Source organism: Kribbella sp. NPDC055071, from assembly GCF_053608045.1.
This window is the reverse complement of the sequence record NZ_JBSGUS010000017.1, coordinates 1-26,317: the sequence shown is the minus strand read 5'-3', so window position 1 is coordinate 26,317 and position 26,317 is coordinate 1. Positions and strand designations below refer to the sequence as shown.

Annotated in this window: 25 protein-coding genes; 4 read left to right on the top strand and 21 right to left on the bottom strand. The window is 67.8% G+C overall.

Translation table 11 applies throughout. From position 1 onward, the window contains the following. Nucleotides 1-2: 2 nt before the first annotated feature. Nucleotides 3-1,046: an aldo/keto reductase gene (locus tag ACWF4Z_RS26390; protein ID WP_452245829.1), complete on the bottom strand. Its 1,044-nt coding sequence runs from the start codon at nt 1,044-1,046 to the stop codon at nt 3-5. Between the two features lie 114 nt (nt 1,047-1,160). On the opposite strand from ACWF4Z_RS26390, the gene ACWF4Z_RS26385 reads away from it, so the two are divergent. After that, on the top strand, nt 1,161-2,048 hold the full coding sequence (locus ACWF4Z_RS26385; RefSeq protein ID WP_452246001.1) for a LysR family transcriptional regulator: 888 nt from the start codon (nt 1,161-1,163) through the stop codon (nt 2,046-2,048). Here the strand turns inward: ACWF4Z_RS26385 and ACWF4Z_RS26380 are convergent. From ACWF4Z_RS26380 to ACWF4Z_RS26295, 18 genes are all read right to left on the bottom strand, one after another. Further along, nucleotides 2,045-2,614 carry a dihydrofolate reductase family protein gene (locus tag ACWF4Z_RS26380; protein ID WP_452245828.1) on the bottom strand — a complete coding sequence of 190 codons (570 nt, stop codon included), beginning with the start codon at nt 2,612-2,614 and terminating at the stop codon, nt 2,045-2,047. The two genes, ACWF4Z_RS26385 and ACWF4Z_RS26380, sit on opposite strands and share 4 nt — an antisense overlap. 36 nt (nt 2,615-2,650) lie before the next feature. Continuing rightward, nucleotides 2,651-3,673 carry a polyprenyl synthetase family protein gene (locus ACWF4Z_RS26375; RefSeq protein ID WP_452245827.1) on the bottom strand — a complete coding sequence of 341 codons (1,023 nt, stop codon included), beginning with the start codon at nt 3,671-3,673 and terminating at the stop codon, nt 2,651-2,653. Then, complete coding sequence (gene nuoN / locus ACWF4Z_RS26370; protein WP_452245826.1) at nt 3,670-5,259, bottom strand: NADH-quinone oxidoreductase subunit NuoN; 1,590 nt, start codon at nt 5,257-5,259, stop codon at nt 3,670-3,672. The genes ACWF4Z_RS26375 and nuoN overlap by 4 nt, the downstream gene beginning before the upstream one ends. Then, nucleotides 5,256-6,779 (bottom strand): NADH-quinone oxidoreductase subunit M, encoded by a 1,524-nt coding sequence (locus ACWF4Z_RS26365; RefSeq protein WP_452245825.1) that lies wholly within the window; start codon nt 6,777-6,779, stop codon nt 5,256-5,258. The genes nuoN and ACWF4Z_RS26365 overlap by 4 nt, the downstream gene beginning before the upstream one ends. After that, entirely contained in the window at nt 6,776-8,644 is a 1,869-nt protein-coding gene (gene nuoL / locus ACWF4Z_RS26360) for an NADH-quinone oxidoreductase subunit L (RefSeq protein ID WP_452245824.1), read from the bottom strand. The genes ACWF4Z_RS26365 and nuoL overlap by 4 nt, the downstream gene beginning before the upstream one ends. An 11-nt stretch (nt 8,645-8,655) precedes the next feature. After that, nucleotides 8,656-8,955 carry an NADH-quinone oxidoreductase subunit NuoK gene (gene nuoK, locus ACWF4Z_RS26355; protein ID WP_130384807.1) on the bottom strand — a complete coding sequence of 100 codons (300 nt, stop codon included), beginning with the start codon at nt 8,953-8,955 and terminating at the stop codon, nt 8,656-8,658. After that, a complete protein-coding gene (locus ACWF4Z_RS26350) occupies nt 8,952-9,782 on the bottom strand; it encodes an NADH-quinone oxidoreductase subunit J (protein WP_452245823.1) in 831 nt (276 codons plus the stop codon). The genes nuoK and ACWF4Z_RS26350 overlap by 4 nt, the downstream gene beginning before the upstream one ends. Next, nucleotides 9,779-10,312, bottom strand: a complete 534-nt coding sequence (nuoI, locus tag ACWF4Z_RS26345) for an NADH-quinone oxidoreductase subunit NuoI (RefSeq protein WP_452246000.1) — start codon at nt 10,310-10,312, stop codon at nt 9,779-9,781. The genes ACWF4Z_RS26350 and nuoI overlap by 4 nt, the downstream gene beginning before the upstream one ends. Before the next feature lie 55 nt (nt 10,313-10,367). Further along, a complete protein-coding gene (nuoH, locus tag ACWF4Z_RS26340; protein WP_452245822.1) occupies nt 10,368-11,699 on the bottom strand; it encodes an NADH-quinone oxidoreductase subunit NuoH in 1,332 nt (443 codons plus the stop codon). Then, on the bottom strand, nt 11,696-14,125 hold the full coding sequence (locus ACWF4Z_RS26335; RefSeq protein ID WP_452245821.1) for an NADH-quinone oxidoreductase subunit G: 2,430 nt from the start codon (nt 14,123-14,125) through the stop codon (nt 11,696-11,698). Before ACWF4Z_RS26335 ends, nuoH begins: the two co-directional genes overlap by 4 nt. Beyond that, on the bottom strand, nt 14,122-15,432 hold the full coding sequence (gene nuoF, locus ACWF4Z_RS26330) for an NADH-quinone oxidoreductase subunit NuoF (protein WP_452245820.1): 1,311 nt from the start codon (nt 15,430-15,432) through the stop codon (nt 14,122-14,124). The genes ACWF4Z_RS26335 and nuoF overlap by 4 nt, the downstream gene beginning before the upstream one ends. A gap of 2 nt (nt 15,433-15,434) precedes the next feature. Then, complete coding sequence (gene nuoE / locus ACWF4Z_RS26325) at nt 15,435-16,253, bottom strand: NADH-quinone oxidoreductase subunit NuoE (RefSeq protein WP_452245819.1); 819 nt, start codon at nt 16,251-16,253, stop codon at nt 15,435-15,437. Further along, nucleotides 16,254-17,591, bottom strand: coding sequence for an NADH-quinone oxidoreductase subunit D (locus tag ACWF4Z_RS26320; RefSeq protein ID WP_452245818.1), 1,338 nt, complete (start codon nt 17,589-17,591; stop codon nt 16,254-16,256). Continuing rightward, nucleotides 17,591-18,298, bottom strand: a complete 708-nt coding sequence (locus ACWF4Z_RS26315) for an NADH-quinone oxidoreductase subunit C (RefSeq protein WP_452245817.1) — start codon at nt 18,296-18,298, stop codon at nt 17,591-17,593. Before ACWF4Z_RS26315 ends, ACWF4Z_RS26320 begins: the two co-directional genes overlap by 1 nt. Beyond that, complete coding sequence (locus tag ACWF4Z_RS26310; RefSeq protein ID WP_452245816.1) at nt 18,295-18,849, bottom strand: NuoB/complex I 20 kDa subunit family protein; 555 nt, start codon at nt 18,847-18,849, stop codon at nt 18,295-18,297. Before ACWF4Z_RS26310 ends, ACWF4Z_RS26315 begins: the two co-directional genes overlap by 4 nt. A 1-nt stretch (nt 18,850) precedes the next feature. Beyond that, nucleotides 18,851-19,210 carry an NADH-quinone oxidoreductase subunit A gene (locus ACWF4Z_RS26305; protein ID WP_452245815.1) on the bottom strand — a complete coding sequence of 120 codons (360 nt, stop codon included), beginning with the start codon at nt 19,208-19,210 and terminating at the stop codon, nt 18,851-18,853. Between the two features lie 133 nt (nt 19,211-19,343). Continuing rightward, the gene (locus ACWF4Z_RS26300; protein WP_452245814.1) at nt 19,344-20,657 is read right to left on the bottom strand and encodes a geranylgeranyl reductase family protein; all 1,314 of its coding nucleotides are present in this window, start codon (nt 20,655-20,657) and stop codon (nt 19,344-19,346) included. 165 nt (nt 20,658-20,822) lie between these two features. After that, nucleotides 20,823-21,521, bottom strand: coding sequence for a demethylmenaquinone methyltransferase (locus ACWF4Z_RS26295; RefSeq protein WP_452245813.1), 699 nt, complete (start codon nt 21,519-21,521; stop codon nt 20,823-20,825). 129 nt (nt 21,522-21,650) lie between these two features. Between ACWF4Z_RS26295 and ACWF4Z_RS26290 the strand changes: the two genes are divergently transcribed. Further along, on the top strand, nt 21,651-22,922 hold the full coding sequence (locus tag ACWF4Z_RS26290) for an isochorismate synthase (RefSeq protein WP_452245812.1): 1,272 nt from the start codon (nt 21,651-21,653) through the stop codon (nt 22,920-22,922). Next, entirely contained in the window at nt 22,922-23,539 is a 618-nt protein-coding gene (locus ACWF4Z_RS26285; protein ID WP_452245811.1) for an MBL fold metallo-hydrolase, read from the top strand. The genes ACWF4Z_RS26290 and ACWF4Z_RS26285 overlap by 1 nt, the downstream gene beginning before the upstream one ends. On the opposite strand, the gene ACWF4Z_RS26280 is transcribed toward ACWF4Z_RS26285, so the two are convergent. Both ACWF4Z_RS26280 and ACWF4Z_RS26275 read right to left on the bottom strand, forming a co-directional pair. Next, the gene (locus ACWF4Z_RS26280) at nt 23,497-24,315 is read right to left on the bottom strand and encodes a GNAT family N-acetyltransferase (protein WP_452245810.1); all 819 of its coding nucleotides are present in this window, start codon (nt 24,313-24,315) and stop codon (nt 23,497-23,499) included. The genes ACWF4Z_RS26285 and ACWF4Z_RS26280 overlap by 43 nt on opposite strands. Continuing rightward, nucleotides 24,302-25,123: a GNAT family N-acetyltransferase gene (locus ACWF4Z_RS26275; RefSeq protein WP_452245809.1), complete on the bottom strand. Its 822-nt coding sequence runs from the start codon at nt 25,121-25,123 to the stop codon at nt 24,302-24,304. The genes ACWF4Z_RS26280 and ACWF4Z_RS26275 overlap by 14 nt, the downstream gene beginning before the upstream one ends. A 57-nt stretch (nt 25,124-25,180) precedes the next feature. On the opposite strand from ACWF4Z_RS26275, the gene ACWF4Z_RS26270 reads away from it, so the two are divergent. Beyond that, nucleotides 25,181-25,810 carry a PadR family transcriptional regulator gene (locus ACWF4Z_RS26270; protein WP_452245808.1) on the top strand — a complete coding sequence of 210 codons (630 nt, stop codon included), beginning with the start codon at nt 25,181-25,183 and terminating at the stop codon, nt 25,808-25,810. Nucleotides 25,811-26,317 lie beyond the last annotated feature (507 nt).

Here is a 26,317-nt window from a genome sequence, read left to right as displayed (position 1 = left end):
ACTTAGCGCGGTGAGCGGTGGTGATCGACGAGGTCACGCTGGTCCCCGAAGACCATGTCGCGGAGGTGCTCCTGCCGGAGCAGGTCGTGCGGGAAGCCGAGTGAGGGCGCGCTCGCCTCGTCCAGCGCCTTGCGCTGCGTCTCGTCGAGGGTGATCGCGCCGGCAGCCAGGTTGTCCTCGAGTTGCGCGACGCTGGTCGCACCGATCAGTGGAATCACGTTCCCGGGACGGGTTCGCAGCCAGGCAAGGGCAAGCTGCGCTGGACTACAGCCGGACTCGGCGGCGAGGTCGACGACCAGACGCACGGTCTCGTCCGAGCCCGAGCGGCTGTGCTGGAAGATCTCCTCGGCCACCTCGGTCCTCAGCCGGCCCTGACCCCCGGCGAGGTATTTGCCGGTCAACCGCCCCTCGGCGAGCGGACCCCAGGCGACGACCGCCAGATCGAAGGCGTCGGCCATCGGGACGAGGTCCCGCTCCGGCGTCCGCTCCAGCAGGTTGTAGCGCGCCTGCAGTCCGGCGAACGCCGTCCACCCGCGCAGTTCGGCCATGGTGTCGGCCTCGGCGATCTCCCAGGCCGGCCAGTCCGAGACCCCGACGTACAGCACCTTCCCGGACCGGACCAGGTCGTCGAGGCCGCGCATCACCTCGGCCACCGGCGTCCAGGACTCACGGAGGTGGACCCAGAGCAGATCCACGTAGTCGGTCCCGAGGCTGCGCAGGCTCGCCTCGACCGACCGCATCAGGTTCTTGCGATGGTTCCCTGCCGAGTTCAGATCGCCAGGACGCATCTGCAGTGTGTACTTCGTCCCGACCACGAACCGGTCCCGGTCCGCCCGGAGGAAGTCGCCGACGATCTTCTCCGCCTCGCCTTCGGCATAACGGTTCGCGGTGTCGATGAAGGTCCCGCCGGCTTCGGCGTAGGTGTCGAGGAGCTGGCGACCGACCCGGGTGTCGGTGCCCCACGCCATCCGCTCGCCGAACGTCATCGTGCCCAACGCGAACTCCGAGACCCGCAGGCCGGTGGAGCCGAACAACCGGTATCGCATCTGTGTCTCCATCCTCAGTGGTTCGAACAGCTCCATTGAAGGCGGATCCGAGGGCATTCGGGTAACGAGAGTTTCGCAGGCCTGGCATGCCGAACTAGCATGAGCCCCGTGCGTATGCTCTGGCTCCGCGTGTTTCAGGAAGCCGTCCGCTACGGGTCGCTCGGCGAGGCCGCCCGCGCGCTCGGCTACACGCAGTCCGCGGTGTCCCGGCACATCGCCGCCCTCGAGGCGGAGTACGGCGTACCGTTGCTGGCCCGCGGACCGGCCGGGGTCGAGCCCACGCCGTACGGCGAACGCCTGCTACGGCACGCGGAGGCGATCCTCACGCACGACACCCAGCTCCGCGGTGAACTCGACGGGCTGCGCAACGGTGTCCTCGGCCACCTGGTCGTCGGCGCGTTCCCGACCGCTGTCGCTGGTCTCGTACCGGCTGCCGTCATCGCGTTCCGGCAGACCAGCCCGGACGTCACGCTGTCGTTGTTCGAGGCAACGACGCCGGCGCTGCTCGAACGGATCCACGGCCGCGAGGTGGACGTTGCTGTGGTCACCGAAGGACCGGACCGGCCATTTCCGGTGGACGAGTTCACCAGCGCGCACCTGCTCGACGAGCGCATCCTCGTGGCCGTCGGACGTGGGCATCGACTCGCCCGCCGGCGCAGCATCCACCTGGGCGACGTGCGCGACGAGACGTTCCTGACCGGCTCCGACGCGGACGAGAACGCACTGCTGCGGGCCCATCGGCTGACCGACTTCGAGCCTGGGTCCCGGATCGTGGTCGCGGACTGGATCGGCAAGTTCGCGTGTATCGCGGCCGGTCTCGGCATCGCGCTTGTCCCGGAGCTCGTTACCCGGTCCGCGCCGGCCGGCGTCGTCTTTCTCCGGCTGCGTGACGAGCAGGCGCCGTACCGGCGGGTCGTCGCCGTCACGGCCGCCGACCGGGCGCCGTCGCCGCTGGCCGGCACCTTCATCCGGCTGGCCCGGCGGGCGGCTCGTCGGGACTAGGCCGGGTTGTAGGTCAGGATGGCGGTGCCGTCGTCGAGGACGTGGTGGTTGGTCAGGGCCAGGTGGGACGGGCCGAAGCCACGGCCGAACATGGGGATGCCGCCACCGGCGATCACCGGGTAGACCTTCACCACCAGCTCGTCGATCTCGGCGGCGAGCTGACCCGCGAGGTTGCCGCCGCCGGCCAGGTAGATACCGCCGCCCTCCTCTTCCTTGAGCGCACGCACCGCCGCGACCGGATCGGTCGGGATGACCGTCACCGCCGGGTCCGGAGGCTCGCTCAGGCTGGAGGAGACGACGTACTGACGCAGGTGCGGGAACGGGCTCGTGACACCGGCATCGAACGCGAGCGCGTAGGTGCCACGGCCCTGCACCACGGTGTCGAAGTGCTTACCCGGCCCGTCGAGCCCGAGCTGACCGCGAGCCTCGCCGGGCAACGTCTCCGGATACTCGGTCGCGATGAAGTCGATCAGCTCCGGACCGACCTTGAACATCCCCAGCCCGCCATCGGGATCAGCGATGAATCCGTCCAGCGACGAGCCGACGTAGTAGGTGAGTTTGCGCACCCGTCCACCCTGCCAGCGCAGCGGTCTACTGAACCCTCAAACCGACCGCGTAACGACCAAATCGCAGAGCGTCTCGAGGGCATCGCGCGGCGGGCCTTCGGGCAGGTCGGCCAGGAGCTTACGGGCGTCGGCGGCACGACGTCGTACGTCGTCCTCGGCCTGCGAGAACGCCGGGTGAGCCCGCAGCAGGTCGAGCGTCTCGGCCAGCAGGTCGTCGGCGGACAGATCGGAGTCGAGCAGCTCCAGCAGCCGAGCGTCGCCTGGATCCGTCGGGTCGGCCTGGGCGCGGAAGATCAGCACCGGCAACGTGGGAACGCCCTCGCGCAGATCCGTACCCGGAGTCTTGCCCGACTGACCGGACTCGGACGCGATGTCGAGGATGTCGTCGGCGAGCTGGAAGGCGACGCCGATCTCCTCACCGAAGGCCCGCAGGGACTCCTGGATCTCCTCGGAGGCACCGGCGTACCGGGCGCCGAAGAGCGCGGAGGTCGCGATCAGCGAGCCGGTCTTGTCGGCGACCACCGACAGGTAGTGCTTCAGCGGATCCTGACCCTCGCCGACGCCGAGCGTCTCGCGGATCTGGCCCTCGACCAGCCGGCCGAACGTCCGCGCCTGGATCCGGACCGCCTCCGGACCGAGATCGGCGACCAGGTCGGAGGCCCGCGCGAACAGCCAGTCGCCGGACAGGATCGCCACCGAGTTGTCCCAGCGCGCGTTCGCGGTGGACGAGCCTCGCCGCAGCGCGGCCTCGTCCATCACGTCGTCGTGGTGCAACGTCGCGACGTGGGTCAGCTCGACCACGACGGCCGCCTGCACCACGTCCGCGGCGTCAGCCTCCGGCCCGAACTGTGCGCCCAGCAAGACCAGCAACGGCCGGAACCGCTTGCCGCCGGCAACCATGAGGTGCTGTGCCGCCGCGGTGACGAACGGCGCCTCGGACTGGGTGGCGTCGAACAGCGCCTGCTCGACGGTCTCCAGCCCAGCCCGAAGCCGGGCTTCGAGCGCCTCGTCGGCGAACGTGAAGCCCAGGCTCTCGGCCGGCAGCTGGGTCGGACTCACCGGATGAACTCACCCGCTCGGGCCGCCAGGTCGAGCATCGGTCCGGGAACCAGACCGAAGACCACCGTGGCGGCGAGACCGAGGGCGACCGCGCTCGTGGTCTGCCACCCGGGCAGCGCCACGTCCGGCGCGTCGGCCGGCAGGTCGGAGAAGAACATCAGCACGATCACCCGGACGTAGAAGAACCCGGCGACGACGCTGGACAGTACGGCGACAACCACCAACGGCCAGGCGCCACCGGCCCAGGCCGCGCTGAACACGGCCCACTTCCCGGTGAAGCCCGCGGTCAGCGGGATCCCGGCGAACGACAGCAGGAAGAAGGCGAAGATGCCCGCCAGCAGCGGCGACTTCTTGCCCAGTCCGGCCCACCGCGACAGGTGCGTCGCCTCGCCGCCCGCGTCGCGGACGAGCGTGATGACGGCGAACGCGCCGACGGTCGCGAAACCGTAGGTGACCAGGTAGAACAGCACCGCCTGGGTCGAGGTGATGCCGTTGTGTACGCCGTTCCCGGCCTGCGCGAGCCCGACGAACGCGGTCAGCAGGAAGCCCGCGTGCGCGATCGACGAGTAGGCCAGCATCCGCTTCACGTCGGTCTGCGTGATCGCGACGATCGAGCCGACCACCATGGTGAGGATCGCGACGATCCACATCATCGGCTCCCAGTCCCAGCGCGTCCCGCCGAGTGCGACGTAGAAGACCCGCATCAGCCCGATGAACGCGGCGATCTTGGTGCACGCCGCCATGAATCCGGTCACCGGCGTCGGCGCACCCTGGTACACGTCCGGGGTCCACGAATGGAACGGTACGGCGCCGACCTTGAACAGCAGGCCGACCGCGATCAGGCCGGTCCCGGCCAGCAGGATCGTGTCCCCACCGGTCTGGGTGGCGAGAGCGTCCGAGATGCCGCCCAGCGACATGGTCCCGGCGTACCCGTAGAGCAGCGCGATACCGAACAGCAGGAACGCCGAGGAGAACGCGCCCAGCAGGAAGTACTTCATCGCGGCTTCCTGCGAGATCAGCCGGCGACGGCGCGCCAGCCCGCAGAGCAGGTACAGCGGCAGCGAGAAGACCTCGAGCGCGACGAACAGCACCAGCAGGTCGTTGCTGGCGGCAAACAGCATCATGCCGCCGACCGCGAACAGCGTCAGCGGGAAGATCTCGGTGTGCTCGATCCGGAGCGCCGTGCCTTCCCGCTCGGCCTCGGACCCCGGTACGGCGGCCGCCTGGCCGGCGAACGCGGACAGGCCACCGTCGACCGACCGCTCGGCGAACAGCAGCACGCTGATCAGCGTCAGCGCCAGCAGCGTCAACCAGGTGAACAGCGCCGGGCCGTCGACCGAGATCGCGCCCTGGGCCGCGATGATCTCCTTCTTGTCGTGCATCAGGATGCCCGCCAGGACACCGGAGACGATCAGGGCCACGACCGTGATCGCCAGCTGCACGAGGTGCCGCAGCGAGCGCGGCAGGAAGGCCTCCGCCAGGACACCGACACACGCCGCACCGAAGACGACGAGCAGCGGAGCCAGCTCGTTGTACTCGATCTTGGGCGCGACGAAGTCCGCCAGCGGCAGGATGTGCGCGATCACTTCTGTCCCTCCGTCACGGGGATCTCCGGAGCCTTGTCGGTCACGCCCACCCGCTGCATGGTCGATTCGACCGCGGGCTTGATGATGTCGACGATCGGCTTCGGGAAGATCCCGAGGCCGACGATGAGCACGATCAGCGGAGCGATCGCGAGCACCTCACGCACGTTCAGATCCTTCAGTTTCTCCACCCCGGCCCGGACCGGCCCGGTCATGGTGCGTTGGTACATCAACAGGATGTACAGCGCGGCGAGAACGATACCGACGACACCGATCACCGCGATCGTCTTGTGCCGGCTGAACGTCCCGGCCAGCACCATGAACTCGGAGATGAACGGCGACAGGCCGGGCAGCGCGAGGCTGGACAGGCCGGCGAAGAGGAACGTGCCGGCCAGAACCGGCGCGACCTTCTCCACTCCCCCGTAGTCGGCGATCCGCGCGGACCCGCGTCTGGAGATCAGGTATCCGGCCACCAGGAACAGCGCCGCCGTCGAGAGACCGTGGTTGAACATGTACAGCGTCGATCCGGTCAGGCCCTGCGAGGTCAGCGCGAAGATGCCCATCACGATGAACCCGAAGTGCGAGATCGAGGTGTACGCGATCAGGCGCTTGATGTCGGTCTGCCCGATCGCCACGAGAGCGCCGTACAGGACCGAGATCAGGGCCAGGATCAGCACGACCGGGGTGGCCCACTTCGAGGCCTCCGGGAACAGGCCCAGGCAGAACCGGATCATCCCGAAGGTGCCGATCTTGTCCAGGATGCCGACCAGCAACACCGACGTACCGGGGGTTGCCTCGCCGGCCGCGTCCGGCAGCCAGGTGTGGAACGGGACCATCGGTGCCTTCACCGCGAAGGCGAAGAAGAAGCCGAGGAACAGCCACCGCTCGGTGTTCTGGCTGATGTCGAGCTTCATCAGATCGGTCAGCAGGTACGACGGGTCGCCGGCCTTGGCCGAGAGCACGTAGAGGCCGACCACCGACGCCAGCATCAGCAGACCGCCGAGCAGCGAGTAGAGCAGGAACTTGACCGCGGCGTACGAGCGTTGCGCGCCACCGAAACCGCCGATGAGGAAGTACATCGGGATCAGCGTCGCCTCGAACAGCACGTAGAACAGGAACACGTCGGTCGCGGCGAAGACACCGATCGACAGCGCTTCCAGGCCGAGGATCCAGGCGAAGAAGGACTTCTCCGACCAGCGGCCCTTCTGTGCGTCGTTCCAGGACGCGATCAGCACGATCGGCGTCAGCAGCGCGGTCAGGACCACCAGCACGATGCCGACACCGTCGAGACCGAGCGCGTAGTGCGCACCGAAGGCCTTGATCCAGGTGTAGTCCACGGCGTAGTCGTCCGGACCGTTGCGGTGGTAGCCGATGGCAACGACCGCGGTCAGGACCAGGGTGACGAGGGAGAAGACCAGTGCGACCTGCTTGGCCAGGGTGGCCTTCGCCGATGGCACCACCATCGTGACGATGGCGCCGACGAACGGCAGGAGCAGGAGGAGGGTCAGCCAACCGATGTTCACGACAACCTCACCGCGAGGAGGGCGACGACCACGAGTGCGGCGCCGAAGACCATGCTGAGTGCGTACGAACGGACGAAGCCGGTCTGGAACCGGCGGAGCCGGCCGGACAGGCCACCGAACAGCGCGGCCAGCCCGTTCACGAGGCCGTCCACACCACGGTTGTCGAGCCAGACCAGCGTCCGGGTGAGGTACTGACCCGGGCGCATCAGGACCGCCTCGTTCAGGGCGTCGCCGTACAGGTCCCGGCGGGCGAAGACGGTGATCGGCGAACCGGCCGGCGCCTCCCGCGGGATGTCGCTGCGGTACTTCAGGACCGAGATGACGACGCCGATGATGACGACGGCCAGCGTGATGCCGGTCATCGCCCAGGTGTTCAGCGGCGCATGCTCTTCCTCGTGCCCGACGATCGGCTCGAGCCACTTCACGATCCAGTCACCGACGAAGTAGAGCGCACCGCCACCCAGCGACAGCGCCGCCAGGATGATCAGCGGCCACGTCATCACCTTCGGCGACTCGTGCGGCTCGACGCCCTCTTCCCAGCGCTTCTTGCCGAAGAAGGTCATCATCATCACGCGCGTCATGTAGAACGCCGTGATACCGGCACCGAGCAGGGCACACAGACCGACGATGAGGTTGTCCGCGAAGGCGGCCTCGATGATCTTGTCCTTGCTGAAGAAGCCGGCGAACGGCGGGATGCCGAGGATGGCCAGGTAGCCGAAACCGAACGTGACGAAGGTGATCTTCATCGGCGTCCGCAGGGCACCGTAGTGGCGCATGTTCACGTCGTCCTTCATGCCGTGCATCACCGAGCCGGCACCGAGGAACATGTTGGCCTTGAAGAAGCCGTGCGTGAGCAGGTGGAAGATCGCGAACACGTACCCGGCCGGGCCGAGGCCCGCGGCGAGCATCATGTAGCCGATCTGACTCATGGTCGAACCGGCCAGCGCCTTCTTGATGTCGTCCTTGGCGCAACCGATGATCGCGCCGGCCAGCGCGGTGACCGTCCCGACGACCACCACCGCGGTCGAGGCTGCGGAGGTCTGCTCGAAGATCGCGTGCGAGCGGACCACCAGGTACACGCCGGCGGTGACCATCGTCGCCGCGTGGATCAGCGCCGACACCGGGGTCGGGCCTTCCATCGCGTCCAGCAGCCAGGACTGCAGCGGCACCTGCGCGGACTTACCGCAGGCCGCCAGCAGCAGCATCAGCCCGAGCAGCGTGGCCCAGGTGTTGGTCAGCTTGTCGGCGCCGGCGTTCACGGTGGCGAAGGCCGACGAGCCGAACAGCGCCCACATGCTCATGACCGCGAGCGAGAGGCCGATGTCTCCGACCCGGTTCACCACGAACGCCTTCTTCGCGGCGACTGCGGCCGAGTCCTTGTACTGCCAGAAGCCGATCAGCAGGTACGACGCCAGGCCGACACCCTCCCAACCGACGAAGACCAGCAGGTAGTCGGCGGCCAGCACCAGCAGCAGCATCGCCGCGATGAACAGGTTCAGGTAGGCGAAGAACCGGCGCCGCCGCTCGTCGTGCTCCATGTAGCCGATCGAGTAGATGTGGATCAGCGAACCCACACCCGTGATCAGCAGCACGAACAGGATCGACAGCGGGTCGATCAGCAGACTGAAGTCCACCTTCACGTTGCCGACCGAGAACCACTCGAACAGCCGGACGGTCGCGGACCGCTCCTCGCCGCTGCGGCCCTGCATCTGGACGAACAGCACGACGCCGAAGGCGAACGAGATCAGCGGTGCCAGCGTGCCCAGCAGGTGACCCCAGGCGTTGGTGGCCTTGCCACCGAGCAACAGGATCGCCGCGGAGACGGCCGGGACAGCGACCAGCAGCCAGATCAGCTCATGACTCATCGGTTGCTACCTCAGTACTTGAGCAGGTTGGCGTCGTCGACCGAGGCCGAACGACGGGTGCGGAAGATGGCCATGATGATCGCCAGCCCGATCACGACCTCGGCCGCGGCCACCACCATCACGAAGAAGGCGGCGATCTGACCGTCGAGGTTGCCGTGCTGGCGGGCGAAGCTGACGAACGCGAGGTTGGTTGCGTTCAGCATCAACTCGACACACATGAAGACGACGATGGCGTTACGGCGTACCAGCACGCCGAGTGCACCAATACTGAAAAGGATCGCCGCGAGCACAATGTACGGCTCGGTCGTCATGCCTTTTCTCCCATCCCTGTCGTGTCGGTGCTCTCCGCTTCGGCCGGGTAGCCCTCGCCCAGGTCGAGCTCGCGCACCTCTTCGACGTCGTCGCGTTCCTCGGTTTCGGGGAACACGGTGCCACGTGCTTGCAGCACGCGCGAAACCGAGGTCGGTGCGATCGACCCGTCGGGCAGCAGCGCAGGCGTGTCGACGGCGTTGTGCCGGGCCAGTACGCCGGGAGTCGGCAGCGGACCGGGGTGCACACCGAGCTCGGCGTACTTGCGGATCCGCTCCTCGGCGTGGTCGCGCTGAGTGCGCTTCTTCGTCAGCCGCTCACGGTGCGCCAGCATCATCGCGCCGAGTGCCGCGGTGATCAGCAGCGCCGAGGTGACCTCGAAGGCGAAGACGTACTTGCCGAAGAGCAGCTGAGCGATGCCCTTCGGGTTCCCGTCCGGCTGGGCGTCGGCCAACCCGACCGGGTTGCCGTAGATCGCGTTGCCGACCGCGGCGACCAGCAGGATGCCGAAGCCGAGGAACGCCAGTCCGGCCAGCAGCCGTTGACCGCGGATCGTCTCCACCAGCGAGTCCGACGCGTCGACACCGACGAGCATCAGCACGAACAGGAACAGCATCAGGATCGCGCCGGTGTAGACGATGATCTGGACGGCGAACAGGAACGGCGCGTCCTGCGCGGCGTACTGAACCGCCAGGCAGATCATCACCAGCGCCAGCAGCAGCGCCGAGTGCACCGCCTTGCGGACCAGGACCATGCAGATCGCGGCCAGGATCATAACCGGGGCCAGCAACCAGAAGGCAACCTGCCCACCGGTGACGAGCGGCATCATTTCGCCTCACCACTCTCAGCCGGCACAGCGGGACCGGTGAGCCCGTCCGCCTCGCCGCTCTTTTCCTGGACCTTTGCGGGACCAGTGAGTCCGCGGTAGTAGTCCTTGTCCGTCGTACCCAGCTGCATTTCGTGCGGCGGCTCCTGCATGCCCGGAAGCATCGGCGCCAGCAGGTCCTTCTTCTCGTAGATGAGGGACGCGCGCGAGGTGTCGGCCAGCTCGTACTCGTTCGTCATCGTGAGCGCCCGGGTCGGGCATGCCTCGATGCACAGGCCGCAGAGGATGCAGCGCAGGTAGTTGATCTGGTACACCCGCCCGTACCGCTCGCCGGGAGACATCCGGCCGCCTTCGGTGTTGTCGGCACCTTCGACGTAGATCGCGTCCGCCGGGCAGGCCCACGCACACAGCTCGCAGCCGATGCACTTCTCCAGGCCGTCCGGCCAGCGGTTCAGCTGGTGCCGGCCGTGGAAGCGCGGCGCTGTCGGCTTCTTCTTGAACGGGTATTCCTCGGTGAAGACCTTGCGGAACATCGTCCGGAAGGTGACCCCGAATCCGGCGACCGGATCCCAGATCGACTCTTTGACACTAGCCACGGGAAGGTTCCTCGCTTCGGCTCGGAGTCTTGACGGCGGCCGGCGGCGGCACCGGGAATCCGCCCGCGAAGGCGTCGAACTCGCGCACCGGCGCCGCCTCCTCAGCTTGCTTCTTGGCCTTCTCGGCCCGCTCGGCCCGCTCCCCCGTGATCCAGGTGATGACGAGCAGCACGAGGATCACCGCGATCGCCACGATCAGGAGCTTGTTCCGCAGGTCGTTGTTGGTCTCGCGGCCGACGGCCCGGACGGTCGCGACCAGCAGGATCCAGGCCAGCGAGATCGGGATCAGGACCTTCCAGCCGAGCTTCATGAACTGGTCGTAGCGCAGCCGCGGCAGCGTTCCGCGCAACCAGATGTAGAAGAAGATGAAGCACATCAGCTTGCCCATGAACCACAGCACCGGCCAGTAGCCGGAGTTCGCGCCATCCCAGATCGAGATCGGCCACGGTGCCCGCCAGCCACCCAGGAACAGCGTGGTCGCCAGCGCCGACACGGTCGCCATGTTGATGTACTCGGCCAGGAAGAACATCGCGTACTTGATCGAGGAGTACTCGGTCAGGAAGCCCGCGACCAGCTCACCCTCGGCCTCCGGCAGGTCGAACGGCGCCCGGTTCGTCTCGCCGACCATCGAGATCACGTAGATCACGAACGACGGGAACAGCAGGAACGCGTACCACCCCGGCAGCGAGATGTTCGCGCCGAACCAGTGCACGGTCTGGTGCCCCTGCGCCGCCACGATGTCCGAGGTGGACATCGAGCCGGCGAACAGGAAGACGGTCACCAGGGCCAGCCCCATGCCGACCTCATACGAGATCATCTGCGCGCTCGAGCGCAGCCCACCGAGGAGCGAGTACGTCGAGTTGGACGACCAGCCACCGAGCACGATGCCGTAGATGCCGATCGAGGCGATCGCCATCACGTACAGCACCGAGACCGGCAGGTCCGTCAACTGCAGGCGGGTGTAGGTGTCGGTCCACGGGATCTTCACCGTCGGCCCGAACGGGACCACCGCGAACGTCAGGAACGCCGGAACCGCGACGATCGCCGGCGCCAGGACGTAGACGAGCTTGTCCACGCCCTTCGGCATCAGGTCTTCCTTGAGCATCAGCTTGACGCCGTCGGCCAGCGACTGCAGCAGACCCTGCGGTCCGTGCACGTTCGGGCCGATGCGCTGCTGCATCCGGGCCACGACCCGGCGCTCCCACCAGATGTTGAACAGCGTCAGCACTACCAGGAAGACGAAGATGAAGAGGACCTTGATGAGGATGACCCACCAAGGGTCGTGCCCGACCCCCGCATCCGGCACGGCAAGTGGGAGATTCATGCGTTCCCTCCGGCGATCGTCACGATCGAGCCATGGTCTGCGTGCAACGACCGGCGGACGTGGGAATCGGCCGAGTTGGTCGGCAGCCAGACCACGTTGTCGGTCATCGGGGTGATCACCACCGGCAGCCGGATCGATCCGGCGTCGGTACTCACCACCAGCTCGTCCCCGTCGGCGACACCGACCCGGTGTGCCGTGGTCAGCGAGACCCGGGCGACCGGCGTCCGCGCGGTTGCGGTCAGGTGCGGCTCACCGTCGTTCGCGCGGCTCTCGTCGATCAGCATCCGCCAGGTCGACAGCCGCGTGGAGTCGAACGCGCCGAGGGCCGGACCGGCCTGGTACGTCGGCTCCTGCGCGCGATCGCCGTCCCAGCGCCCGAGCTCGTCGAACTCCTTCTTCGCACCAGCCGGCGTGCTGAACCCGAGCGGGCGATCCATCTCCTGGGCCAGCGCGGCCAGCGCCCGGACGTCGGGCATCGCGGCCGTGACCTTCAGTACGACGGGGAACGGCCGCTCGCGACCCTCCCAGTTCACGAAGGTGCCGTCCTTCTCGACCGGCGGAACCACCGGGAAGACGACATCCGCGTGCTCGGTCACCTGCGAACTGCGAACCTCGAAGCTCACCACGAACGGCGCGTCCTCGAGCGCCGCCAGCGCAGCCGCCGGATCCGGCAGGTCGTCGATCTCGACACCGGCAACCACCAGCGCCTGCAAGGATCCCGCGGCGGCGATGATCTCCGTCAGGTCCTTGCCGGCGGTCACCGGCAGGTTGTCGACACCCCAGGCGGCCTGCAGGTCGACCCGCGCCTGCGGGTCGGAGACCAACCGGCCACCGGGCAGCAGACCCGGCAGACATCCGGCCTCGAGTGCACCGCGGTCACCAGCGCGCCGCGGAATCCAGGCCAGCTGCGCACCCGTGTCGAGCGCCAACCGCAGCGCCGACGAGTAAGCACCCGGCACACTCGCCAGCCGCTCGCCCACGATGATGATCGAGTCCGCACCGAGCGCGGCCCGCGCGGCAGCCCCGGTCTCGCCCGCACTACCGAGGTCGGCCAGTACGGCGGCCTCCGTGCCAGGCGATGCCGGTACGACGACGCCGTCCAGCTTCTCGACTCCGCGGGACGCGTGCGTCGCGACCGTGAAGACCTTGGTGCCGTGTGCCCGGACGCCCTTGCGGATCCGCAGGAACACCGCCGGCGCTTCCTCTTCGGGCTCGAACCCGACGAAGAGGACGGATCCGGCGTTCTGCAGGTCGGCGAACGTCGTACCCAGGCCGGTGCCCGCCACCGCGGCGGCGAGGAAGTCCGCCTCCTCGGCGGAGTGCGGCCGGGCCCGGAAGTCGATGTCGTTGGTGCCGAGGGCAACCCGCGCGAACTTCGAGTACGCGTAGGCGTCCTCGAGGGTCAGGCGGCCACCGGTCAGCACGGCCGCGTTACCGCGGGCCGCGCTCAGGCCCTCGGCCGCGAAGGTCAGCGCCTCCGGCCAGGAGGCCGGCCGCAGCTCGCCGTTCTCGCGGATCATCGGGTGGGTCAGCCGGTCGCCGGTGGTCGCGTAGTTGAACGCGAACCGGTCCTTGTCCGAGATCCACTCCTCGTTGACCTGCGGGTCGTCGCCGGCCAGCCGGCGCATCACCTTGCCGCGCCGGTAGTCGACCCGGATCGCCGCACCGGACGAGTCGTGCTCGGCCACCGACGGCACCGAGACCAGGTCGAACGGCCGGGACCGGAACCGGTACGCCGCGCTGGTGAGCGCGCCCACCGGGCAGATCTGGATGGTGTTGCCGGAGAAGTAGCTCTCGAGGGGCTCCTTCTCGTAGATGCCGACCTGCTGCAGCGCGCCGCGCTCGATCAGCGCGATGAACGGGTCACCGGCGATCTGCTCGGAGAACCGGGTGCAGCGCGCGCAGAGCACGCAGCGCTCACGGTCCAGCAGCACCTCGGCCGAGATGTTGATCGGCTTGGGATAGGTCCGCTTGATTTCGTGGAACCGGGTCTCGCCGTACCCGTTGCTCATCGCCTGGTTCTGCAGCGGGCACTCGCCGCCCTTGTCGCAGACCGGGCAGTCGAGCGGGTGGTTGATCAGCAGGAACTCCATGTTCCCGTGCTGGGCCTTGTCCGCGACCGGCGAGGTCACCTGGGTCCGGACCACCATGCCGTCGGCGACGGTGATCGTGCAGGAGGCCTGCGGCTTCGGCATCCCGCGGCCGTTGCCGGCGTCGGTGATCTCGACCAGGCACTGCCGGCAGGCACCGACCGGGTCGAGCAGCGGGTGGTCGCAGAAGCGCGGGATCTGGATCCCGATCGTCTCCGCGGCCCGGATCAGCAGGGTGTTCTTCGGAACCTTGACCTCGATGTCGTCGATGGTCAGGGTGACGAGGTCCACCTTCTCGACCTCGGCCGCCGAAGGCGGGTTGGCTTGGATCGTCATGCGCTTGCTCCAGCGGTAGCGAAGACAGTGCTTGCCATCGGGTCGAACGGGCAGGCGCCGTTCTCGAAGTGCGCGAGGTAGTCGTCCTTGAAGTGCTGGATCGAGCTGGTGATCGGCGCGGTCGCACCGTCGGCCAGTGCGCAGAACGCACGGCCGGTGATGTTCTCGCACAGGTCCAGCAGCGTGACCAGGTCTTCTTCGGTGCCCTCGCCGTGCTCCAGCCGCTCGAGGATCTGCACCAGCCACCACGTGCCTTCACGGCACGGCGTGCACTTGCCACAGGACTCGTGCTTGTAGAACTCGGTCCAGCGCAGGGCCGCGCGGACCGGACAGGTGGTCTCGTCGAAGATCTGCAGCGCCTTGGTGCCCAGCAGCGAGCCGGCCGCACCGACACCCTCGTAGTCCAGCGGGACGTCGAGGTGCTCGGCGGTCAGCAGCGGCGTCGAGGAGCCACCCGGCGTCCAGAACTTCAGCGTGTGTCCCGCGCGGACACCACCGGCGAGGTCGAGCAGCTGCCGCAGCGTGATCCCCATCGGCGCCTCGTACTGCCCCGGCCGCGTGACGTGCCCGGACAGCGAGTACAGCGTCATGCCCTTGGACTTCTCGGTCCCCATCGAGGAGAACCAGTCCGGGCCGTTGCGCAGGATGACGGGAACCGACGCGATCGACTCGACGTTGTTGATGACAGTGGGAGATCCGTACAGACCGGCCACGGCCGGGAACGGAGGACGCAGCCGAGGTTGACCACGCCGACCCTCCAGCGAGTCCAGCAGCGCCGTCTCCTCGCCACAGATGTAGGCGCCGGCACCGGCGTGCACGATCACGTTCAGGTCGTAGCCGCTGCCGAGGATGTCGGTGCCGATGAAGCCGGCCTCGCGCGCCTCGGCCACCGCCTGCTGCAGGCGGCGGACCACGTGCAGCACCTCACCGCGGACGTAGATGAACGCGGTCGAGGCACGGATCGCGTAGGACGCGATGATGACGCCCTCGACCAGCGTGTGCGGCGAGGCGAGCATCAGCGGAATGTCCTTGCACGTGCCCGGCTCGGACTCGTCGGCGTTCACGACCAGGTACTTCGGCTTCGGGTTGTCCTGCGGGATGAACGACCACTTCATCCCGGTCGGGAAGCCCGCGCCACCACGACCGCGCAGACCGGAGTCCTTGACGGCGGTGACCACGTCGGCCGGCTGCATCTGCAGTGCCGTCCGGAGCGCGTCGTACCCACCGGAGCGCTGGTACGACGAGAGCTGCCAAGCCTTGATCTGGTCCCAGTTGTCGGACAGCACCGGGGTCAGCAGGTCAGCCATGGTCAGTCCTCCTTCCGGGAGTCGGGAGTCGCCGGGGAACCCGTACCGGATTCCTTACCTGGCTGGTCTTCCGGCCGCGGGCCGGGAGCTGCGTCCAGGGGCGCCGGCGAACCGCTGTTGGTGCGGCCGGCCGGGGCGGTCCAGTTGCGTTCGCGCGCGAGCCGCAGACCGGCCAGCGTCGCCTTGCCACCGCTCGGGCCCTCGTCGGCACGACCGTCGGGGAAGCCGGCCAGCACGCGCTCGGCTTCCTTCCAGGTGCAGATCGTGGCGCCGCGCGGGGACTTGACCTCGGTGCCCTCGCGCAGGTCGTCGACCAGCTGCGTCGCCGACTGCGGCGTCATGTCGTCGAAGAACTCCCAGTTCACCATCATCACCGGCGCGTAGTCGCACGCGGCGTTGCACTCGAGGTGCTCGAGGGTGATCTTGCCGTCCTCGGTGGTCTCGTCGTTCCCGACGTCGAGGTGCTGCTTGAGCCGCTCGAAGATCAGGTCGCCGCCCATGATCGCGCAGAGCGTGTTGGTGCAGACCCCGACGTGGTAGTCGCCGACCGGGCGGCGCTTGTACATCGTGTAGAAGGTCGCCACCGCCGAGACCTCGGCACCGGTCAGCCCGAGCAGATCGGCACAGATCTCCATGCCCTCCGGGGTGACCCGGCCCTCGACCGACTGGACCAGGTGCAGCATCGGCAGCAGCGCCGACCGCGGATCCGGGTAGCGCGCCATCAGCTCGCGCATCTCGGCGATCGTCGTGTCGGTGAGGTGCGACTCACCGGTGCTGTACGGCACCGGCTTGTCGGTCGCTGTCGCGTGATTCTCAGCCATCTATCGGTCCACTCCACCCATCACCGGGTCAAGGCTGGCGACGGCGACGATCACGTCGGCGACCTGTGAGCCCTCGCACAGAATCGGCATCGCCTGCAGGTTTGCGAAGGACGGGTCACGGAAGTGCGCCCGGTACGGCTTGGTGCCGCCGTCGGAGACCAGGTGGCAGCCGAGCTCGCCGCGCGGCGACTCGATCGCCACGTAGGCCTGGCCGGCCGGCACCCGGAAGCCCTCGGTGACCAGCTTGAAGTGATGGATCAGAGCTTCCATCGACTCGCCCATGATGTGCTTGATGTGGTCGAGCGAGTTGCCCATCCCGTCGGAGCCGACGGCCAGCTGGCTCGGCCAGCCGATCTTCTTGTCGGCCACCATCACCGGTTCGCCGTCCATCGCGGCCAGCCGGTCGGTGCACTGCTCGACGATCTTCAGCGACTCCCACATCTCCTGGAGCCGGACCCGGAACCGCCCGTAGGAGTCCGAGGAGTCCCAGGTCGGTACGTCGAAGTCGTAGGTCTCGTACCCGCAGTACGGCTGGGTCTTGCGCAGGTCCAGCCCGTACCCGGTCGCGCGCAGCGGCGGTCCGCTGATGCCCAGCGCCATGCACCCGGCCAGGTCGAGGTAACCGACGTCCTGCAGGCGGGCCTTGAAGATCGGGTTCGCGTTGCAGAGCTCGGCGTACTCGGGCAGGTGCTTGTTCATCCAGGTGATGTACTCGCGGATCTTGTCCAGCGCACCCGGTGGCAGGTCCTGGGCCACACCGCCCGGCCGGATGAACGCGTGGTTCATCCGCAGGCCGGTGATCAGCTCGAACAGGTCGAGCGTCATCTCGCGCTCGCGGAAGCCGATCGTCATCACGGTCAGCGCGCCGATCTCCATCCCGCCGGTCGCGATCGCAACCAGGTGGCTGGAGATGCGGTTGAGCTCCATCAGGAGCACCCGCATCACGTTGGCCTTCTCCGGGATCTGGTCCTCGATCCCGAGCAGCCGCTCGACCGCGAGGCAGTAGGCGGCCTCGTTGTAGAACGGCGACAGGTAGTCCATCCGGGTGCAGAACGTGACGCCCTGCACCCAGGAGCGGAACTCCATGTTCTTCTCGATGCCCGTGTGCAGGTACCCGATGCCACAACGGGCCTCGGTCACCGTTTCACCCTCGAGCTCGAGGATCAGCCGGAGCACTCCGTGGGTGGACGGGTGCTGCGGGCCCATGTTGACGACGACGCGCTCTTCCGGCTCGTCACCGAGGCCCGAGACGACCGAGTCCCAGTCCTGGCCGGTGACCGTGAAGACCTTGCCCTCGGTCGTGTCCCGGGTGGTCGCGTACGGATCAGTTGCGGTCATTAGTTGTACGACCTCCGCGTGTCGGGCGGTGGGATGACGGCGCCCTTGTACTCGACGTCGATCCCGCCGAGCGGGTAGTCCTTGCGCTGCGGGTGACCCGGCCAGTCGTCCGGCATCTGGATCCGGGTCAGCGCCGGGTGTCCGTCGAAGATGATGCCGAAGAAGTCCCAGGTCTCCCGCTCGTGCCAGTCGTTGGCCGGGTAGACCGAGACGATCGACGGGATGTGCGGGTCGCCGTCGGGGGCCGAAACCTCCAGCCGGATCCGCCGGTTGTGGGTGATCGAGAGCAGGTGGTAGACGGCGTGCAGCTCGCGGCCGGTCTCGTGCGGGTAGTGCACGCCGCTGACACCGGAGCAGAACTCGAACCGCAGCGCCTCGTCGTCGCGCAGGTGCTGGGCCACCTCGAGCAGGTGCTCGCGGGCGATGTGCAACGTGAGTTCGTTGCGGTCGACCACGACCTTCTCGATCGCGCCTTCGCCGACCAGGCCCGCGAGCCGGTCGGTGGCGCCGTCGTACCAGGAGCCGTAGGGCTTCGGCGTACCGCCGGGGAGTGCGACCTGGCGGCGCAGGCCACCGAAGCCGGAGGTGTCACCGGTCCCGCGGACACCGAACATGCCCTCGCGCTGGTCCACCACCTCGGCGCCCGGGGTCTGAGCGTCCCCGGCCGCGGACGTCGCCGGAAGGTTCTCCGGTTGGGTATCACTCACCGCAACAGGCCCTTCATCTCGATCGTGGGAGCCGCGGTCAGCGCCGCCGTCTCCTGCTCGGTCTGCAGCGCCTTCTTGTGCGCACCGAGCTTGCTGTGCTGGATCTGGTCGTGGATCTTGAGGAACGCGTCCAGCAGCATCTCCGGCCGCGGCGGGCAGCCGGGCAGGTACATGTCGACCGGTACGACGTGGTCCACGCCCTGCACGATCGCGTAGTTGTTGAACATGCCGCCCGACGACGCGCAGACACCCATCGCCAGCACCCACTTCGGGTTCGGCATCTGGTCGTAGATCTGGCGCAGTACCGGGGCCATCTTCTGGCTCACCCGGCCGGCCACGATCATCAGGTCGGCCTGCCGCGGCGAGGCCCGGAAGACCTCCATACCGAAGCGGGCGGCGTCGTACCGCGGCGCGCCCGTGGTCATCATCTCGATCGCGCAGCACGCCAGCCCGAAGGTTGCCGGCCACAACGATGCCTTGCGCATATATCCCAGCAGGCCTTCGACGGTGCTCAGCAGCACCCCGGCCGGAAGCTGTTCCTCAAGACCCATGTCAGTCCCACTCCAGTCCGCCGCGACGCCACACATAGGAGTACGCGATGAAGACGGTGACGATGAAAATGACCATCTCGACCAGCCCGAACAGCGCCATCTGGTCGAAGGCCACCGCCCACGGGTAGAGGAAGACGATCTCGATGTCGAACACGATGAACAGCATCGCGGTGATGTAGTACTTCACCGGGAAGCGGCCACCGCCGACCGGCTGCGGGGTCGGCTCGATCCCGCACTCGTACGAGTCGAGCTTGGCCCGGTTGTAGCGCTTCGGGCCGACCAGCGAACTCACTGTGATGCTGCCCGCCACGAAGAGCGCCGCGAGCACACCAAGAGCGAGGATCGGTACGTAGGGGTGCATCGCTCTGTGCTCCCTCCTTCAGCCGGTGTTCGGTCTGTTGTGTCTGCTTCATTCAGTTCAGCCGGTAAGCCAGGACTGTTGCCAGCACTGTTTTATCGGTACCGCTGTGGCTCAGCTCACTCGCCCCGCCGGTTCAGGCCGCCGGTGCCAGTTTCGTGAGCCCGTTGATGATCTTGTCCATCACGTCGCCGTCGCGCGGGTCGGTGAGGTTGGCCAGCAACTTCAAGGTGAACTTCATCAGCGTGGTGCGCGGCAGACCGTACTTGGTGCACAGCCGCATCACCTCCGGATTTCCGATCAGCTTCACGAAGATCCGGCCGAGTGTGTAATAGCCGCCGTACTCCTGCTTCAGCGCCTTCGGGTACGCCGACAACGCGCGCTCGCGCTGGTTCGGCTGCCGGTGCAAAGCCTGCGCGGCGACCTCGGCGGCGAACGCCCCGGACTCCATCGCGTACGGGATGCCCTCGCCGTTGAACGGGTTGACCATGCCGCCGGCGTCGCCGAGCAGCATCAGGCCGCGGGTGTAGTGCGGCTGCCGGTTGAACCCCATCGGCAATGCCGCGCCACGGATCGGGATGGTCTGGAACTCGTCGCGGAACTGCCACTCCTCCGGCGTGTTCTTCAGCCACTGCTTGAGCAGGTCGGAGTAGTCGACCTTGCCGAACGCGTCGGAGGTGTTGAGGATGCCGAGGCCGACGTTCACGGTCCCGTCGCCCATCCCGAAGATCCAGCCGTAGCCCGGCAGCAACACCTTCCCGCCGGGCTGCTTCGGGTCGTCGGCCCACAGCTCCAGCCAGGACTCGAGGTAGTCGTCGTTGGTCCGCGGGCTGGTGAAGTACGTGCGTACGGCGACGCCCATCGGCCGGTCGTCGCGCTTGTGCAGACCCATCGCGATGCTCAGGCGGGACGAGTTGCCGTCGGCGGCCATCACCAGCGGCGCGCGGAACTCGAGGTCGTCGCCGTCACGGCGGCCGTTGTCGTCGACCGGTTTCGCCGTGACGCCGACGATGAAGCCCTTGTCGTCGAGGATCGGGCCGGAGACGTTCGTCCGCTCCCGCAGCCGCGCGCCGGCCTTGACGGCCTGCCGGGCGAGCATGTCGTCGAAGTCCATCCGGTTCCGGGTCAGGCCGTAGTTCGGGTGGCTGGACAGGTCCGGCCAGTCGAGCTGCAGTTCGTGCCCGGCGCCGCGGATGCGCAGGCCGTAGTTGCGGATCCAGCCGGCCTCTTCGGAGATGTCGAGACCCATGTTGATGATCTGCTTGGTACCGCGCGGCGTCAGGCCGTCACCACAGACCTTCTCGCGCGGGAACGCCGTCTTCTCCAGCAACAGGACGTCGAGGCCGGCGTTGGCCAGGTGGTACGCGGCCGCCGAGCCTGCGGGTCCGGCGCCGACGACGATCACGTCAGCGGTCTCCGCCTGCTGGCCGCTCGGCACGCTCTGGCTCATCTCATTCCCGGCCTGGAAGTTGGGGGCTCAAAAACTGGGCGCTGCGCTAGTGAAGGCATTCACTAAGCCTCGTCACCCGACAGTCTAGGACTGCCTGACGTGGACACGAAACTGACCCCAACCCCCTTGCCAGCAAGCAATTTACGCTTAATTTCCGTTGCGTAATTAACTGGGCTTCAGAGCTCGGTGAATGGCCACCAGACCGCCTGTCAGGTTGCGCCACTGGACCCGGGTCCAGCCGGCCGCTTCGATGGTCCGGGCCAGTGGTTCCTGCGGCAGCCAGGCCCGGGTCGACTCGGCCAGGTACTCGTACGCCTCGGGGTTGGTCGACACCACCTTCGCGACCGCCGGCACCGCCCGCATCATGTACTCCAGGTACACCACCCGGAACGGCTTCCAGGTCGGATGTGACTGCTCCAGTACGACGAGGCGCCCGCCGGGCCGGGTCACCCGGAGCATCTCGTGCAGCGCCACCGACACGTCGTTCACGTTCCGCAGGGCCCACGAGATCGTGACCACGTCGAACGTCTCGTCGGCGAACGGCAGCTTGAGCGCGTCACCCGCGATCAGGTCGAGCTCGGGGTGGTTGCGCTTGCCGACCCGGAGCATGCCGACCGAGAAGTCGCACGACACCACCTCGGCACCAGCCTCGCGCAGCTTGATGCTGGACGCGCCGGTCCCGGCGGCCAGGTCGAGGATCTTCATCCCCTTCCGCGGACCGATCTCCTTGAAGGTCTCCGGCCGCCAGTGCAGCTTCTCCAGACCCATCGTCGCCACCGCGTTGGTCCGGTCATACCCCTCGGCCACGTTGTCGAACATGGCCGCCACGGCCTGCGGGTCCTTGCTGAGATCTGCCTTGGTCACTTGTCTAGTTCATCACGGGGCTGGTGGGTCCAGCGATGGGGAGGCATACGCTTGCATCTCGTGAGTACATCTCCAGAAAGCGTTCGGCCGTCGTGACCCGGGGCCGGTACACGAGCGAGGAGTGGTCGCGTGAGCTTGTCTGACCCGGTCCGATCCGGTCAATCACAAGCACCTCAGCTGGTGATCCGCAGCCAGCCCGTCGACGGGGCCGCCGCGCAACTGATGGACCATCTGCCGACCGAAGGCGGCCTGGCCTGGGTCAGGCGTGGCGACGGTCACATCGGCTGGGGTGTCGCCGCGCGGCTGGACGTTGCCGGTGGCAACCGCTTCCAGGAAGCGATGACCTGGTGGAGGGAGCTCACCGCCGCGGCGGTGGTGCGCGACGAGGTCGGCGTACCAGGGTCGGGACTGGTCTGCTTCGGATCCTTCGGCTTCACCGACGAGGACCCGAGCCAGCTGGTCGTCCCCGAGGTGATCGTCGGCCGCCGCGGCCCGACCACCTGGGTGACCACGATCTCGCCGGCCAGCTCGCTGGCCGCGCCGCCCGAGCTGGTCACGCACGAGCCCTCCCCGGTGTACGACGTCACCTTCGCCGACGGCGCCCGGTCCGGGACCGACTGGTCGAGCATCGTCGCGGACGCCGTCCAACGGATCACCGCCGGCAAGCTGGACAAGGTCGTCCTGGCCCGCGATCTGATCGCGATCGCCGCGCAGCCGATCGACCTACGGTGGCCGTTGCGACGGCTCGCCTCGGCGTACCCGAACTGCTGGACGTTTTCCGTCGACGGACTGATCGGTGCCACCCCGGAGCTGCTGGTCCGACGGGAGAAGGGCCTGATCACCTCCCGCGTGCTGGCCGGGACCATCCGCCGTACCGGCGACGACGCGCACGACCTGGCGTTGGCGGCATCGCTGGCGCGGTCGTCGAAGGACCTGGAAGAGCACGAGTACGCCGTACGTTCGGTGGCTCAGGCGCTCAAGCCGCACTGCCAGTCGATGAACGTGCCGGAGACGCCGTTCGTGCTGCACCTGCCGAATGTGATGCATCTCGCCACCGACGTCGCCGGAGTCGCCGCGAACGGCGCCTCCGCGCTCGGACTGGCCGCGGCACTGCACCCGTCCGCGGCGATCTGCGGTACGCCGACGCCCGACGCGCGCGACCTGATCGGTGAGATCGAGGGCATGCAGCGCGGACGCTTCAGCGGTCCGGTCGGGTGGATGGACGCGGCCGGCGACGGCGAGTGGTGCATCGCCCTGCGCTGCGGCCAGGCCGATCCGGACGACCCGCGCAAGATGCGCCTGTTCGCCGGGGCGGGGATCGTGGCCGGTTCCGATCCGGTCGCCGAGCTGGCCGAAACGAACGCCAAGTTGGTGCCGATGCGAGACGCTCTAGGAGACTGATGAAGCTCACGAAGTTTGCGCATGCGTGTGTTCGGTTGGAGAAGGACGGCAAGACTCTGCTGGTCGATCCTGGATCGTTCAGTGAGGACGCGGCGTTCGAGACGGCCGACGCCGTACTGGTGACGCACGAGCACCAGGACCATCTGGACATCGAGCGGGTGAAGGCCCTCGACGTTCCCGTCTACACGAACGCCGGGGTCGCGGCGCAGCTGACCGAGCTGGGCGACCGCGTGCACGTGGTCGAGGGCGGGCAGTCGTTCGAGGCGGCCGGATTCTCGATCAGTGCCTATGGCAAGGACCACGCGATCATCCTGCCGGAGTGGGGTGTTCCCTGCGAGAACATCGGCTTCCTGATCGACGACGCCGTCTACCACCCCGGTGACTCCTTCACCCAGCCCGACCGCGCCGTTCACACCAACCTGGTGCCGATCTCCGGCCCGTGGTTCTCGCTGCCGCCGGCCGTCGACTACGCCCGCGCCGTCAAGGCCGAGCAGCTCATCGGCATCCACGACGGCCTCCTGAGCGAGATCGGCCTCAGCATGATGCCCCGCTTCCTCAACTCCGACGAACGCCCCTACCAGGCCGTCGCCCCCGGCGAGTCCGTCGAGATCAACTGAAACCGCCGAAAGCTCGCGACGGTCTCGAACCCGATCGCCTGATAAACCCCGTGTGAGTAAGGATTGCCGAGGTCTGTCCGCAAACAGACCTCGGCTTTCTTCTGCAGTACGTCGGCCAACCGCGCCGTCAACGCACTCCCGTATCCCCGCCGCCGGAACTCTGGTGGCGTGTACACAGGTCCGATCCGTACGACGCCTCGCCGGACCGGCCGATGCCCGCCCATCGTCACGGGTCGTCCGCCATCCTCCAGCACCCACAACCGCCCGTCGTCGATCATCGTCCGGACCGCAGCGCGCACTCCGCTGCGTTCACCGGGCGACCAGTCCCGCCGGTCGTCTTCCTCTCGCGCCATGTCTGTCAGCCAGTCGGTGCACAGCGCGACCTCAGTTGCCTCGGCCAACCGCGCAATCCCTTTCTCTGCAGGCATTGTGAGCTCGCCCAAGCGATAGAGCCGCACCCCACCGACCTCGACGCTTCTCCTCTGAGGCAGGCGGCCGGCGACGACGCCCGCGATCTCGCCCTCACCCTCGAGCGCCGAGAACTCGAGTCCCTTCAGCTGGGCGACCAACTCGTCGACCTGATCTGCGCGCACCGCGCCGAGCCTGACTCCGCGGGGTTGGCGACACACCGCGACCACCTCGCCGGCCACGACGATCGGCGTACCGCCTTGGTCGAGTTCTTCCAAGAGGACGACCTGGCGGAGTGGGTCGAGGTCACGACCAGGCTCCGGCTCCGGCTTGGGCTTGGGCTCGGGCTCGGGCTCAGGTGAAGTCATAGTCGACGAAGTCGGCGACGGGGCGGTAGCCGGCTGCGTGGTAGATCTTGTTGGAGGTGGGGTTGGCGAGGTCGGTGTACAGGCAGGCCTGGTTGCCGTGGGCAAGGATCGCGCCGGAGACGTGGCTGGTCAGGGCCCCGGCGTACCCGTGCTTGCGATGCTTCGGCGGCGTGTAGACCGGCCCGACCCGGCACACGCCGAAGATCGGCAGATGGAAGCCGACCATGCTCACCGGCTCGCCCTCAACCTCCCAGATCCACATCGTCTGCTGCTCGAGCTGCAATTCGGTCCACGCCTGGATGCCGGGCCGGAGCTCCGCGAACCCGTCACTCGACCAGGCGCTCACCAGGTCGACGTCATCCGCCCGCATCAACCGGGCGCTCCCAGCGTCGGCCGTGAGCAGTGTGAGCTCGCCGAGCTTGTGCAGCCGCGTGCCCTTGGTCTCGGTCGCCTGTCCACCTCGCCGTTCACACCACCGCCTCGCGAACGCCGCCGCAGCAGGCCGGTCCCCAGCGACACCCGGGAGCTCGGGCAGGACTTCGGCGTACGCGTCGGCGATGGGCTCGGCGAGGTCCTCCCGGAGGGCGCCGAGGTAGACACCGCGGCCCGGGGTCCGCATCGCCACCCCGACGACGCCGTCTTCGTGCACCGAGACGAAGTACGACGGCTCGTACTCGGACACCGTCGTACGGCGGGCTCGCTCGTGGACGTTGCTCATGACGATCGTATTGAGGACCGGATCCCTTTGCAGGAAGGGAAAAACGGTCTGCTCGAACGCGGCCGGGTCATTGGTCACACGAACATCCATGCCTACGGAGCGTACGCCGTCACGCCGTTCCTGGTCGCCCGGTTTTACACTGCGACCATGTCCACCACGCGGTTACTGCTGCTCGGGGTCGTGCGGATCTTCCAGCCGGCCTACGGGTACCAGCTGCGCCGCGAGCTGCTCACGTGGAACGTCCAGACCTGGGCGAACATCAATCCGGGCTCGATCTACACCGGGCTCCGCACGCTGGCCAAGCACGGCTACCTGCTGGAGGTGGACCAGGAGAGCGGCAACCGTCCCGGGCGTACGTCGTACAAGCTGACCGCCGACGGCGACACCGAGTACTTCTCGCTGCTGCGCGAGATGCTGTGGACCGTGGACAGCTTCCACCCCGACCGCATGCAAGCTGCCCTCAGCTTCCTGTGGTCCCTGCGCCGCGACGAGGTACTCGCCGCCCTCGAAGCCCGATCCACCCAACTGGAAACCTGGCTCAAATCCGAACCCTTCAGCGAACGCCAAATCCTGGAGGACCCCGGCACCCCCAACCACGTCGTCGAGATGTTCCGCATCACCACCGCCCGCGACCAAGGCGAACTAGCCTGGACCCGAACCTTCCACCAACGCATCACCGAAGGCGCCTACGCCTTCGCCGGCGAACCAGCCGACTGGACACCCCCACCCGGCCTGATAACCCACTGGGGCGAAATCCCCGACGCCCCCACCCCCTAACCCCCGCCCGCTACCGCCCGCCACCTGCGGCTACCACCGCGACCATCCGGCTACCGCCGTGCTTTCCGACTATCGCCGGGCGTAACCAGCTGACGCCGGGATCCCGTCCGCGACGCACTCCGGCCACAGCCCAGGCAGCCAGCTGACGCCGGGCATTTCCGCCTCCGCCACCCCAGCCCCACACCCAGCCTCCACCCCAGCGACATCCTCAGCGGACAACCGGCTCTTGTGTCGGATGCGTGGGCTGATGCGGACAGCGCCCCGCGGCGCCTGGCCCGTTTGCCGCCTCCGGCGGGCGCCCAGGTGGCTGTTGTGCGCTCAGGTCGTGCGCGTGAGTCGGGTTCAGGTGATCGAGTCGTGGATCCGGGTCAGGAATCGGCAGCGAATTTCGCCGATATCCACGACTCGATATCCCGGCCCGAACCACTCGCCACGACTCGATGCACCCGACCACTGCCACCGCCTCCACCGTCGCCCCGAGCACGATGCTGACCGCGAACAGCGCCC

Excerpts from the sequence above, each read along its gene's own strand:
- nuoH (WP_452245822.1), bottom strand. The coding sequence starts at position 11,699 with ATGAATCTCCCACTTGCCGTGCCGGATGCGGGGGTCGGGCACGACCCT.
- nuoK (WP_130384807.1), bottom strand. The coding sequence starts at position 8,955 with ATGACGACCGAGCCGTACATTGTGCTCGCGGCGATCCTTTTCAGTATT.
- nuoL (WP_452245824.1), bottom strand. The coding sequence starts at position 8,644 with ATGAGTCATGAGCTGATCTGGCTGCTGGTCGCTGTCCCGGCCGTCTCC.
- ACWF4Z_RS26390 (WP_452245829.1), bottom strand. The coding sequence starts at position 1,046 with ATGCGATACCGGTTGTTCGGCTCCACCGGCCTGCGGGTCTCGGAGTTC.
- ACWF4Z_RS26275 (WP_452245809.1), bottom strand. The coding sequence starts at position 25,123 with ATGGATGTTCGTGTGACCAATGACCCGGCCGCGTTCGAGCAGACCGTT.
- ACWF4Z_RS26335 (WP_452245821.1), bottom strand. The coding sequence starts at position 14,125 with ATGACGATCCAAGCCAACCCGCCTTCGGCGGCCGAGGTCGAGAAGGTG.
- ACWF4Z_RS26270 (WP_452245808.1), top strand. The coding sequence starts at position 25,181 with ATGTCCACCACGCGGTTACTGCTGCTCGGGGTCGTGCGGATCTTCCAG.
- ACWF4Z_RS26305 (WP_452245815.1), bottom strand. The coding sequence starts at position 19,210 with ATGCACCCCTACGTACCGATCCTCGCTCTTGGTGTGCTCGCGGCGCTC.
- ACWF4Z_RS26300 (WP_452245814.1), bottom strand. The coding sequence starts at position 20,657 with ATGAGCCAGAGCGTGCCGAGCGGCCAGCAGGCGGAGACCGCTGACGTG.
- ACWF4Z_RS26385 (WP_452246001.1), top strand. The coding sequence starts at position 1,161 with ATGCTCTGGCTCCGCGTGTTTCAGGAAGCCGTCCGCTACGGGTCGCTC.
- ACWF4Z_RS26310 (WP_452245816.1), bottom strand. The coding sequence starts at position 18,849 with ATGGGTCTTGAGGAACAGCTTCCGGCCGGGGTGCTGCTGAGCACCGTC.
- nuoF (WP_452245820.1), bottom strand. The coding sequence starts at position 15,432 with ATGGCTGACCTGCTGACCCCGGTGCTGTCCGACAACTGGGACCAGATC.
- nuoI (WP_452246000.1), bottom strand. The coding sequence starts at position 10,312 with ATGTTCCGCAAGGTCTTCACCGAGGAATACCCGTTCAAGAAGAAGCCG.
- ACWF4Z_RS26350 (WP_452245823.1), bottom strand. The coding sequence starts at position 9,782 with ATGATGCCGCTCGTCACCGGTGGGCAGGTTGCCTTCTGGTTGCTGGCC.
- ACWF4Z_RS26320 (WP_452245818.1), bottom strand. The coding sequence starts at position 17,591 with ATGACCGCAACTGATCCGTACGCGACCACCCGGGACACGACCGAGGGC.
- nuoE (WP_452245819.1), bottom strand. The coding sequence starts at position 16,253 with ATGGCTGAGAATCACGCGACAGCGACCGACAAGCCGGTGCCGTACAGC.
- ACWF4Z_RS26280 (WP_452245810.1), bottom strand. The coding sequence starts at position 24,315 with ATGACTTCACCTGAGCCCGAGCCCGAGCCCAAGCCCAAGCCGGAGCCG.
- ACWF4Z_RS26285 (WP_452245811.1), top strand. The coding sequence starts at position 22,922 with ATGAAGCTCACGAAGTTTGCGCATGCGTGTGTTCGGTTGGAGAAGGAC.